We start from the raw sequence: 11,483 nt of genomic DNA on the forward strand, positions 1-11,483 counted from the left end.
GAACTTATTGTTCTTCAAAATTTGCTGCAGGTACACCGCATACTGGGCATACGTAGTCTTCTGGTAATTCGTCTTCTTCTAAAACGAAACCACAAACTTTACAAACATAAGCCATGTTAAACAATCCTATTCAATTTTTTCAAACATGTCAGCAGTTGCACCGCACATCGGACATTTAAAGTCTTCTGGAAGTTCATCATATTCATCGGTTACAAAACCGCATAATTTACATTTAAACTTTGCCATGATTAACAATCTCCTTAATTTGTTATTAATAGTATTATGTATTTTTGTAATATATAAAATTAATCTATTTTTTCAAACATTGACTTTGCCATTCTGCATTTTGGGCATTTGAATGAGGAAGGCAAATCTTCAAATTTGGTTCCTGATGGAATATTCAAACCTTCTTCAATGTTGTCCTCATCAAAAATATATCCACAAATCTTACATTTATATTTAGCCATAGTTAATCTCCTTAAATACTAAAATCTATTAGGAACTTTCAAATGATCTGGAAGCGGCTTGATACGTGCAGGTGTTCCGATAGCCAAATAGAATGGTGGAACGGAATGTATGACAATAGCTCCAGCAGCCACAATGGAACCTTCACCAATTTCAACATTGGACAGGAATGTGGTATTTCCTCCAATTGAAGCTCCACGTCTGACTTTAGGTCCTTGAAGTTCATAATTGATTCTTACAGGATACTTATCATTGGTAAAACAAGCACAAGGCCCGATAAACACGTTATCCTCAATTACAGAATTGGTTGGAATATATACATTGGACTGAATGCTCACATCATTTCCAATGATGACATCCCCTTCAATAACGGTATTGGTTCCAATCAGCACATCATCACCGATATTGGTATTCTCACGAATCACAACATTGTGCCCTGTTCTGAAATTGTCCCCAATAACCACGTCATTGTAGATAATTGAATTTGAACGGATTGTGTAGTTATTACCAATAACAGGCGGTTTTGAATTTGGAGAGTATTCAACACCAAATTGAATGTTCTGATCAGGAGGGAAGGTCAATTCTGGTTTGGAATAATCTGGTTGGATAGATTCTCTTTCAATTTGGGGCTTTTCATGAAGTACATTAATAGTTTCATAGGATTCCGGTTCAGCATATCCATCATCCCTATAAACTGGTCTTCTCACCTGCTTTGGTCTAGGAAACTGACTGTAAACAATATCGTCAATAGTCCTGGAATCAGCAGTTCGTTCTTCATAATACTGTCTTTCCCCCTCTCGAGCGTGATATTTTTTTTGAGTTCTTGATGGCGCATCATCAAGAGTTTGTGAAAACCTAACCATATTATCAAACCTTCATCAAATTAAATTAAATTTGTTAGTGACTTTATTTATGTTGTTCATTAGTATATATATTAAGCGGTTCATTTTTAAATAATTGAAAAAAACTCATGTTTTTTGAATCATCTTCAAAATCACATTAAAAAAAAATAGCTAATGGGATTTAGCTCCCATTAGTGAATGTTCTGATAAAGTCAAATAATGCATCAAGGGAAAAACCGCCGGTTGAATTGCCATTATTCAAAAGATCATCGACTTGACCTTTGTAGTAGTTTACATCGCCTTGAACATTTTGCACTTGTTCAATAGTGTCCGCCAAGTTTTCAATATCTGAACTTGTAATGTTGATATTGTTGGTTTGGACATAATTGTTAATGATATTCACAATTGTATCGTGATCAGTCACATTATCGCTTGATACCTCTTGTTTTACGTCATCAACTAATTGTGATAATTTTTCTGCATCTACACCGGAATTTTCCACAATTTCAGCTTGAGTGTAGATTTCATCATTTGCCGCTTCTTTTACAGTTTCTGGAATTTCAACATCAGTAGCTTCCTCATAAGCATTCATTATTCCTGCAAGAGCAGATTCACCGGTAGCTTCCATTGGACTTGTTACATAAACATGCCCGCTGGTGATACCAGCTGATTTCAATGCGGAAATGTACATGTTACCTGTAATTGTGGTAATTTTTGATTTGTCCACACTGACCTCCAGATTATCATTGTCATTCAAATCAAGGAATGCGGAGGAAAATATTTGATCTGATGAGTAAGATTTACCTGTAATACCGCTTGATACTTGGTTAACCTGATCAGCAGTGATTACTTTTGAGTTCACATTATTCAAATCAACATTTGCTTGATTTACAAAGAATGCATCAACAACTGATTTGTAATCATTGTTTGCATAAGTACTTTCACCATATGTTATTACAAGATTGGAATCGGCAGCAAATCCAACTGGGATTAACATACCCAATAGGATTAAAGCTAATATTGGTATAGTAATTCTTTTCATTATTTTCACCTCACTGAATTCCTATCATAAGTTAGCCGAACTAGTATATAAATGTTGCAGTTTTTTGAAAATTATTTAATGAAATTTAGATATAAAAAAATATGTAAAAAATAAACAATGCAATAATCAGATATTCTAAAAATTGTTCAATCAAAATATTTTAGAAAATGAATATTGAAAAAATATGAAAAAATGAGGTTTGAAAATTTTTTGCCAAAATCAAATAGGATTCACGAAAAGCATTGTATACCAACAATTGATGAAAAAATGCAAAAAGCAATCAACATTTAATAGTTAAATAGAATAAATATATTTAGGACAATCATGAAGAAACTACTAAAACCGATGAAAAACAAAATACCTCAAATCGTTTTTATTTTCATCTTCCTACTTATACAGGTTTATTGCGACCTAACCTTGCCCCAATACACAGCAGACATTGTAAACGTCGGAATTCAAAACACCGATTTCCAGTTTATCATAGATACCGGAATGATGATGCTTTTGATGGTGGCGATTTCCGCCCTGGCAACCGTCGGCGTGTCCTATTTTTCAAGCAGGGTGGCTTCAGGCTATGCAAAGGATTTGAGGAAAATCATTTACGAAAAGGTTTTGAAATTCTCAAATCATGAGCTGAATGAAATCTCACGTTCTTCATTAATTACAAGGTCCACCAATGACGTGAACCAGCTTCAAAGTGTTTTGGGAATGATATTCATGACACTTATCTTTGCACCGCTGCTTGGAATCGGAAGTATAATCAAGGTTTTTGAACTTCAAACAAACCTGTCATGGATCATATTGGTGAACTTCATTGCAGTGGCACTTCTTTTAATAATTGTTACCGTAAAAGTACTTCCTTACTTCAAGATCACACAGGAAATAATCGACAGAATAAACAAGACCACAAGGGAAATTCTAATTGGAATACCTGTAATTAAAGCATTTGTAAGGCAGGATTTCGAAGCGGACAAATTCCAAAAGGTCAACCATGAATTTTACGATGTCAACATCTATGTGTTCAAAATCCTATTAATAATGATTCCTTTAATGACACTGATTATGAACATTATGGTTGTTTTAATACTCTATTATGGAGCATATGACGCATTGAACGGTGGAGTGCTGACAGGAGACATAATCGCATTCATCCAATATTCAACACAGATTGTAACCTCATTTTTAATGATTGGTGCCTTCATGATAATCCTGCCAAGAATCCTTGTTTCAGGAAGGCGTATAAGTGAAGTCCTAAACACTGAAATCACAATCACCGATGGAGGTTTGAATGAAATATCCTCCAATCCTACAATTGAATTCAGAAATGTTTCATACAAATATCCCGGAAGCGAAAAAGAAACATTAAAGAACATTAATTTTACTTTAAAACCTGGAAAAACCACAGCAATCATTGGAGGAACAGGCAGCGGAAAATCCACAATCCTCAATTTGATTCCTCGCCTTCAGGATCCAAGCTCTGGTGAAATCCTAATTGATGGCAAAAACATTAAAAATTTCAAGTTAAAAGCGTTGAGGGACAAGATTTCATTTACTCCTCAAAAGGCTATTCTATTCCAGGGTGATGTGAAATCCAATATGAAAATAGGTAAAAGCGACGCAAGCGATGAGGATATTGAAAAGGCACTGGAACTTGCACAGGTCGATTTCGTTGAAAATCTCTGTGAAGAGGTTACCCAGGGAGGGTCAAACTTTTCAGGAGGTCAAAAGCAACGTTTATCAATAGCCAGAGCAATCATAGGCGCTCATGATTTTTATTTGTTTGATGACTGCTTTTCAGCACTGGACATGAATACCGAGGGCAGGATAAAAGAGAACCTGAAAAAGCTAAAGGATTCCTCAATATTAATCGTATCCCAAAGGATTTCAACAATCATGGATGCCGATGAAATACTTGTAATAGACAATGGCGAGATCATCGACAGGGGAAAACATGATAAACTAATTGAAAGCTGTGAAATCTACAGAGAAATCGTCAATATACAGATTGACAGCATGGAGGCGTTATCATGAGTCCAAGGCCTCTTAAAAGAAAACCTCCAGAAAAACCTGTAGACAACAAAAAAGCAATTAAAAACATTTTAAGTCTTCTGAAAGACCATAAGATCAGATTAATACTGACTGTAGTATGTGCAGTCATTTCCACAGTGTTTACGATTATTGCCCCATTGCTTATAGGCAGGGCAACCACAATAATATTCGACGGGATTAACAATATTATCCACCATACAGGCTCAATCGATTTCGATACGCTGTTCCATCTCTTGACAGTTGTGGTTATCCTATACGTTATCAGCTCAGTTTTCTCTTATCTTCAGAGCTTCCTTCTGGTGAAGGTATCCACCAAAATCAGCTATGACTTAAGGGAAAGGATGATAGATAAGATTCTTCACCTGCCCATGGATAAGGTTGAGGAAAACAAAAGGGGAGATATCCTTTCAAGAGTTACCAATGATGTCGATTCCCTTCAACACGGAATTACACAATCGTTCATCCAGTTGACAACAGCTGTAATTACCCTTATAGGAGTATTCATAATGATGCTGACAATCAACGTTTGGATGACATTGGCAACCGTTATTCTTGTCCCTATTGCATTTTTACTAATCCGAGCTATGACAAGATACTCCCAAAAATACTTCCTAAAGCAGCTGGTCTTTAAAGGTTCGCTGAATGCTCAGATTGAAGAGACATTCACAGGCCATGACATAATCCGTGCATTCAACCAGGAGGAGATTTCCATGGAGAAATTTGAAGAGGACAATGAAAACTGGTTTGGCCATGAATGGAAATCACAATTCTATTCCAGCCTGAACGGACCGTTAATGAACTTCATCTCAAATTTCACCTATGTTGTGGTTGCGGTCATGGGTGCAGTATTTGTCCTTCAAAGGGCAATAGCCGTTGGAGACATATTGGCATTTTTCCAATATACCCAAAGCTTCAACAGACCTATCCAGCAGATTACAAGAGTCATGAGCCAGATTCAAACTGCAATGGCCGCAAGTGAACGTATCTTTGAATTTTTAGAATATGAGGATGAGGAAAATCCGTCAGACAAATCAATCAGCGAAATCAAAGAGGGAATTGAATTTGAAAATGTCAGCTTTGGATATGTGCCTAATGAAAAGATAATTAAAAACCTATCATTCAAAGTTAAAAAAGGTCAAAAGATAGCCATAATAGGTGAAACCGGAGCTGGAAAAACAACAATAGTCAAATTGCTCATGAGATTTTACGAAATTGATTCCGGTTCCATAAAAATTGATGGCAAGGATATTGAAGAATACGACAAAAACAGCCTAAGATCTTTGATTGGAATGGTCCTGCAGGATTCCTGGCTGTTTTCAGATACAATTTCCAACAATATTCGATATGGTAATCTTGATGCCGAAGAGAGCGAAGTAATTGATGCCGCCCGCCAGGTTTATGCAGATAATTTCATAAGACAGTCAAGCGACGGTTATGAAAGCGTTTTAAATGAAGATACTGACAACATTTCCCATGGCCAAAAGCAGCTGCTCACAATAGCAAGAACAATACTTTCTAAAAAAGAGGTCTTGATTTTGGACGAGGCAACATCCAGCGTCGACACTAGAACTGAAAAGCTGATTCAAAAGGCAATGGACAAGCTGATGGAAGGAAAAACTAGTTTTATAATAGCGCATAGGCTATCAACAATAAGAAATGCCGATAGGATTATCGTGATTGAAAATGGTGAAATAATTGAGCAAGGAACTCACGAAGAGCTTCTTGCCCTCAAAGGATATTATTACAATACTCTAAATGCTCAATTGAAAGAAAACCTATGCTGAGCATTCATCCCAAATCTTTTTGGACTCATCATCCAAAGCTTCAATATCGTTTGCTTCACTGAAAGCCTTACTTGCTTGGCCATATTTCTGCCAATCATAATAGACATATGCCTTTCCCTTTAAAGCTTCAAATGGAACTTCATCTAAAACTGAATCATACACATTGATTGCGTCATTAAAATCCTTATTTAACCTGTTTACATTTGCAATAGCCAATTTGGATTCAACATTATCTTCCAATGCTAAAGAGCAGATGAACTCTTCAATCGCTTCATCATACATTTCCAGATTAGTCAATGCTAATCCTTTTACGTAGTATGCTTCAGGATTCTTATTGTTCAAATCAATTGATTTGTCGCATAGCTGAACAACACGGAGATTTTCCTCTTGAGCATCATCCAATTCATCAGATTCCATATTGTCAAGTTTCCTTTTTGCGGTTCTGATGTAATCCTCGTCCCTGTTCAGTGCAATTTTTGCTTCACGAGCGGAATCCTTGATGAAATCCGGAACTTCATCCTTATTTATAACTTCATCCTTAAATTTGGATAATTCCTCAGCAAAATCAGAAAAATGATTTAATGCGGCTTCACCGAATTTTTGAACATCCATCTCATCAATGTTTTGCTTGAATTCAGTTGAATCGATTTCCTTTAATATTTCAGTTGTTTCATCCTTTAAATATCCAATCCCATCATATATAGACTGAACAATTTGAGATTCAAAAACAACCTCGTCTTTGTCACGTCTGTTAACTTTGATATCTTCTGAATCTTTAGACATTTTAATCACTATGATATGATATTGAAAAAATAGTATAAAAACATATGTTATTTAGAAAAAACAATTTTCTTGAATTTGAGATTGAAAATCCAAATGAAAACAAATCCTATAATGGAACCTATATTCATCCCGATGATAGCTCCCAAATACACTCCAAACACGCCCATATTCAATGTTATGCCCAGCAGATATGCCAATGCCATGCTTAAGACCAGTTCCCTCAATATGGTCAGTGCCAATGATTTGAAGCCCACCCCTACACCCTGATAGGTATAGGCTGCTGTTGCACCAAGCGATATCAGGAAATTATAGAACACCAACAATTGCAATATTTCAGCTGAACGGCTAACCAATGTCAAATCAGCGGCCTGGAAGTTGAATAATCCGCAAAGAGGATATGCAAACACGAAAAATATTGCGCAGATTGCAATCGTAATCGCCAGACTAAGCAATGTGGAATATATTATAGTCTCATTGAAATTTTTCCAGTTATTTGCCCCATATGCAATTCCCGAAACTGTTATTGTTGCAATTCCTATTGCCATGCATGGTATGAATGCAATCGTTATGAATCTCCATGCTATGGTGAATGCTGCCACTTCCTCAACTCCTGCAGTCATTATGATTAGATAGTTGAGGATAATAGCTACAAGAGCAAAGATTATCTCTTCTGTTGATGCGGGGATTGAAACGACCAGTATCTCCTTATATATATTCAGGTCACGTTTGTAATTGGAGAACTTGAACTCGAAAAATGTGTCCCTTTTAACATATATCCAGTACAGCATCAAAAGAAATCCTAAAAATGAGGCCACCACTGTAGCAAGTCCCGCTCCGAATATGCCCAAATTCAGCCCGTATATCATGACCGGATCCAGAATCATGTTAAAGATGGATGTCAATATCAGCGGGTTTGTAGCACGTGCCACATCGCCTTCCGCCCTGAAGATGCTTGCGGCCACATTGGGTGCCAAAAAGACAATGTTCAACAAAAATATGATTTGGCCATAACTTAGGCAATATGTACTGACACTACCTGCACCCAAAAGTATTATCAAATCATTTAAAAAGAAAATACCTATCATTAAAACAATGACTGAAACGATAACCATTATAATTATTGAGTGCATAACTGAGTTATTTGCATCTTCAATTCTTTGAGCTCCGACATATCTTGAAATCAAAGAATTGGCACCTGCACCTATGCCGCTTCCGATGCCAATGATCACCAGATACAATGGAGCTATAAAACCCAATGCTGCAAGGGCATTGGAATTGATTCCGGAAACCCAAAAGCTGTCAATCAAATTGTTCAGGAACATCAAAAGCAGTGAAAAAATCGTAGGAAAAGCTAATTTGTTAATTGCACTGCGCGGATTGCCCGTAATTGATTCGATATTATCGTTGGCCTGCATTGATAATAGTTATATGAAAAAAAATATTTAAGGATTTTTGAAAGGAATTAATCTTTCCTATTCCTTTTGGCAAGAGCCTCCAACTCATCAAATTTTTTGTCAAAGTGTTTCATTACAATAGAAACCGTTAAAGTGGCGGTACCCACACAGGATAAGAAAAAACCGCTCCAAACCAATAATAATGCATCGGCCTTGCCCAAACCGGTATCACCTAAAATAGCATACCCATTACTTGTAAATGCATTGGAAACCATAGTTAATGAATCAAGAGGAGACACTCCTTCAACAACCATAGTGATTAAAAAGCTAACAAAAACGATGGAAAACATAAGCATTATTGTTATTCCTAAACCATTGGTCTCTGTATACTCAACGAATTTGTCATAATAAACCTTAATGAAATATGCAAGAGTAATCAAGTGGATTGCATCCGCCAATAATTCATATGAGCCCCAAAAGAACAATACTCCGACTGAACCTAACGGTATCAATCCGAATAGCAATATTTTATTTTTTAAAGGACCCCACTTGACATTAATTGCAAAGTACAAAGAAAGGATAATATCAAAAACTGAAAAGATTATCAGATTTTCATCCCATCCGATAACGGAGTATAAGATATCCACAACGATCAAAACAATAATAATCAGATAAAAAAGCTGCCTAACATTTGATATCTCTTCTTCAGGCAAATATTCAAGAGGATTGAAAAGTTTTGAAGTCCTTACGAAATTAGAGGACTTTAACTTATTTATTGTAAACTTGCAAAGCTGAACTAGAACAGAAAAGGCTACAATAGTGATGACAAGCCAAAAAATATATAATGAAAAATTAATCAGCAGATTACCCATTATTCATCACTCCCCTCATCAATTATTCTTTCAAGTTTCTCAACTCTTCTGTTAAAGTATTTGATTAAAATAGTGGCAGTCAATGTTGCTGTAGTTGCACCGGATATGACATAACCGCTCCAAACCAGGAATAAACTGTTGATTTTTCCTGGAATTGATTTACCTAAAACACTATAACCGTTACTTGTAAATGCGTTAGAAACCATTACCAGAGCATCCAGAGGATCCTTTCCTTCAGCCGCCTGAGTTAGGAAAAAACTAAAGAAGACTATGCTGAACAGCAATATTATGGTTATGGACAAACCATGTGATTCGGTATAATAGTTGAATCTGTCATAGTAATACTTAACGAAGTACAGGAATGCCGGAACATGAATAAGATCGATTAAACTTACAAGGGAGAATTGAAACATGAAGTAAGCCATAGAGCCGAATGGAACCATGATTAAAAGTAAAATCTTATTTTTTAGAGATGACTTATCCAATGTTACTGCAATATAAAGTGATAAACAGATGTCAAACAGTGAAAGATAGGTATAATCTGTGCCTACAGACATGAATGTATATAAAACATTGGCAAAACACAGGCTCATCAGGATTAGATAGAATACCTGCTTAAGAGTATGAATCTCATCTTCAGGCAAAAATTCCTGAGGATTCAAATATCTATTGTCACTATCCTTTAGCTTTTTAAGAATAAACATACCCAAAACTGTCAAGACAATGAAAATCGCTAATTCAACTGCAAACTGAAAGAGAGGTTGACCTAATATATCCACTAAATTCACCATTAATATTTTAAATAATAATATAAAACCTTTTTACTTTGAATATCTGTTAGAATCTAAATTGAACTACTTAACACATCATGATAGGCTTTTAAGTCTTTTTCACGTAAATTTAAACTTTGCATTAACTCAGCAACCAATGCATCAAGCAACACTAAAGCTGATATTTCAAATGCGGTTCCCATTAGAATTAACTCCAAAGGACGGTAAATATTGCTGATTCCCCTAATCTCTTTAGGCAAATCTTCAATTTCTTTCCACAATTCATTATCACTTAAATCAGCCGCTTTTTTAGGAAGTGCCTCAAGCTTGTTTCTGACTCCTTCATCACTTTCAAAGTTTATTAACGCTCCAGGCAAGGTTTCAAGAAATTCCTTAACATCATAATCCTCAAGTCTGACTAAAGTCTGCGGAAGGGAATCAATCACGATTCTTGCATCTGCTTTCTGGGCAAGATCACTTTTGGTATTGCCGCATACCGCTAAAAATTTGACATTGTCAATTTTAGAATCTTCAACGATTTGAGTTATGGAGTTGGATTTACCTGACTTTGAAATAATGATAATGATATCCCCATCCTTGACTGGAGGAGCTATTGTTTCATTAAATACGTATACATAAAATCCTAAATGCATCAATCTCATTGCAAAAGATTTTGCAACAAATCCTGACCTTCCTGCACCTGCAAGGAATATGGTGGTTTTTCTCTCGGAAACTACACGTTTATTAGAAGCTGTTAAAATGACATCTCTAAATTTACAAATAGCCTCTTCCTGATTTGCCACAACGGATTTACACATTTGAAGATTTTTTAGGATTTCATCCAAAGACAAATCCATATATTTTAACTCAGACATATTAATAACCTTTTTAAGCTTTAAATTGTAAACTGGTTTTACAGTATTAATCAGTATAATTGTATCTTTTACATTACTTAAAATATTATCTATTTTCAATAGGACCTATTCAAATTACACTATACTGAACTTTTACCTATATACTGCTGCTTGAATTCCTCTTCATTTACTTTTGAAAGCGCCTTGTTTCTAATTTCCAATGGGAATGTATCATCATTTACAATCTCCATCAACCTATCCTGATTCTCCTTGTCATTAATCTCATCCAGTCTGATGTTGAACAGGAGTTTTTCAAGCTTTCCTTCGGCCTCGCATCTGACATAATAATTGAAATCATCATTAATTATCGATTTCAATTTCTCAACGTCAGAAATTCGGCTGATTTCATCTATGTGTTTCTGGCTGTTAATCAGGTCGTCAAATGTCTTTTGGGCAATATATGAAACATCACTGTCCCCTGATGAAATTAATTTTTTAAGCAGACGCTCATTATCGATACGCTTGATATCTTCAAAAAGAGTATTTAATCTATTTTTGGCAACTATCGAATCATCATTTTCAAGACAGGCAATCCTGTCCAGAATCCCCTTATCATCAAGCTTGGAAA

The 11,483-nt window shown here is 35.7% G+C and carries 13 protein-coding genes; 2 read left to right on the top strand and 11 right to left on the bottom strand.

What is annotated here, in order from left to right; all coding sequences use genetic code 11:
* Positions 1–4: 4 nt before the first annotated feature.
* From E7Z79_RS09720 to E7Z79_RS06045, 5 genes are all read right to left on the bottom strand, one after another.
* On the bottom strand, positions 5–115 hold the full coding sequence (locus E7Z79_RS09720) for a rubredoxin-like domain-containing protein (RefSeq protein ID WP_287412285.1): 111 nt from the start codon (positions 113–115) through the stop codon (positions 5–7).
* Positions 116–126: 11 nt separating this feature from the next.
* Complete coding sequence (locus E7Z79_RS06030) at positions 127–246, bottom strand: rubredoxin-like domain-containing protein (protein ID WP_296784317.1); 120 nt, start codon at positions 244–246, stop codon at positions 127–129.
* A 59-nt stretch (positions 247–305) separates the two neighbouring features.
* Positions 306–467: a rubredoxin gene (locus E7Z79_RS06035; protein ID WP_303739067.1), complete on the bottom strand. Its 162-nt coding sequence runs from the start codon at positions 465–467 to the stop codon at positions 306–308.
* Between the two features lie 18 nt (positions 468–485).
* Entirely contained in the window at positions 486–1,088 is a 603-nt protein-coding gene (locus E7Z79_RS06040) for an acyltransferase (RefSeq protein WP_303739078.1), read from the bottom strand.
* A 400-nt stretch (positions 1,089–1,488) separates the two neighbouring features.
* Positions 1,489–2,349: a DUF1002 domain-containing protein gene (locus E7Z79_RS06045; RefSeq protein WP_303739068.1), complete on the bottom strand. Its 861-nt coding sequence runs from the start codon at positions 2,347–2,349 to the stop codon at positions 1,489–1,491.
* Positions 2,350–2,673: 324 nt separating this feature from the next.
* On the opposite strand from E7Z79_RS06045, the gene E7Z79_RS06050 reads away from it, so the two are divergent.
* Both E7Z79_RS06050 and E7Z79_RS06055 read left to right on the top strand, forming a co-directional pair.
* Complete coding sequence (locus E7Z79_RS06050) at positions 2,674–4,380, top strand: ABC transporter ATP-binding protein (RefSeq protein ID WP_303739069.1); 1,707 nt, start codon at positions 2,674–2,676, stop codon at positions 4,378–4,380.
* A complete protein-coding gene (locus tag E7Z79_RS06055; protein WP_303739070.1) occupies positions 4,377–6,182 on the top strand; it encodes an ABC transporter ATP-binding protein in 1,806 nt (601 codons plus the stop codon). Before E7Z79_RS06050 ends, E7Z79_RS06055 begins: the two co-directional genes overlap by 4 nt.
* Here E7Z79_RS06055 and E7Z79_RS06060 read toward each other — a convergent pair.
* The 6 genes from E7Z79_RS06060 to E7Z79_RS06085 form a co-directional block, all read right to left on the bottom strand.
* The gene (locus tag E7Z79_RS06060; protein WP_303739071.1) at positions 6,174–6,965 is read right to left on the bottom strand and encodes a tetratricopeptide repeat protein; all 792 of its coding nucleotides are present in this window, start codon (positions 6,963–6,965) and stop codon (positions 6,174–6,176) included. The genes E7Z79_RS06055 and E7Z79_RS06060 overlap by 9 nt on opposite strands.
* A gap of 47 nt (positions 6,966–7,012) precedes the next feature.
* Entirely contained in the window at positions 7,013–8,380 is a 1,368-nt protein-coding gene (locus E7Z79_RS06065; RefSeq protein WP_303739072.1) for an MATE family efflux transporter, read from the bottom strand.
* A gap of 47 nt (positions 8,381–8,427) precedes the next feature.
* Complete coding sequence (locus E7Z79_RS06070) at positions 8,428–9,231, bottom strand: hypothetical protein (RefSeq protein WP_303739073.1); 804 nt, start codon at positions 9,229–9,231, stop codon at positions 8,428–8,430.
* A complete protein-coding gene (locus tag E7Z79_RS06075) occupies positions 9,231–10,010 on the bottom strand; it encodes a hypothetical protein (RefSeq protein ID WP_303739074.1) in 780 nt (259 codons plus the stop codon). Before E7Z79_RS06075 ends, E7Z79_RS06070 begins: the two co-directional genes overlap by 1 nt.
* A gap of 65 nt (positions 10,011–10,075) precedes the next feature.
* Complete coding sequence (locus E7Z79_RS06080) at positions 10,076–10,876, bottom strand: SIS domain-containing protein (RefSeq protein ID WP_303739075.1); 801 nt, start codon at positions 10,874–10,876, stop codon at positions 10,076–10,078.
* 119 nt (positions 10,877–10,995) lie between these two features.
* Positions 10,996–11,483, bottom strand: a 488-nt coding sequence (locus E7Z79_RS06085; protein WP_303739076.1) for a hypothetical protein, incomplete at its 5' end; no start/stop codon positions are given.

Source organism: Methanobrevibacter thaueri (genome assembly GCF_015062905.1).
GTDB classification, from domain to species: Archaea; Methanobacteriota; Methanobacteria; order Methanobacteriales; family Methanobacteriaceae; genus Methanocatella; species Methanocatella thaueri_A.

Bases quoted from the DNA above. Each gene is read 5' to 3' on its own strand.
- E7Z79_RS06065 (WP_303739072.1), bottom strand. From the start codon at position 8,380: ATGCAGGCCAACGATAATATCGAATCAATTACGGGCAATCCGCGCAGT.
- E7Z79_RS06045 (WP_303739068.1), bottom strand. From the start codon at position 2,349: ATGAAAAGAATTACTATACCAATATTAGCTTTAATCCTATTGGGTATG.
- E7Z79_RS06030 (WP_296784317.1), bottom strand. From the start codon at position 246: ATGGCAAAGTTTAAATGTAAATTATGCGGTTTTGTAACCGATGAATAT.
- E7Z79_RS06050 (WP_303739069.1), top strand. From the start codon at position 2,674: ATGAAGAAACTACTAAAACCGATGAAAAACAAAATACCTCAAATCGTT.
- E7Z79_RS06035 (WP_303739067.1), bottom strand. From the start codon at position 467: ATGGCTAAATATAAATGTAAGATTTGTGGATATATTTTTGATGAGGAC.
- E7Z79_RS09720 (WP_287412285.1), bottom strand. From the start codon at position 115: ATGGCTTATGTTTGTAAAGTTTGTGGTTTCGTTTTAGAAGAAGACGAA.
- E7Z79_RS06055 (WP_303739070.1), top strand. From the start codon at position 4,377: ATGAGTCCAAGGCCTCTTAAAAGAAAACCTCCAGAAAAACCTGTAGAC.
- E7Z79_RS06060 (WP_303739071.1), bottom strand. From the start codon at position 6,965: ATGTCTAAAGATTCAGAAGATATCAAAGTTAACAGACGTGACAAAGAC.
- E7Z79_RS06080 (WP_303739075.1), bottom strand. From the start codon at position 10,876: ATGTCTGAGTTAAAATATATGGATTTGTCTTTGGATGAAATCCTAAAA.
- E7Z79_RS06070 (WP_303739073.1), bottom strand. From the start codon at position 9,231: ATGGGTAATCTGCTGATTAATTTTTCATTATATATTTTTTGGCTTGTC.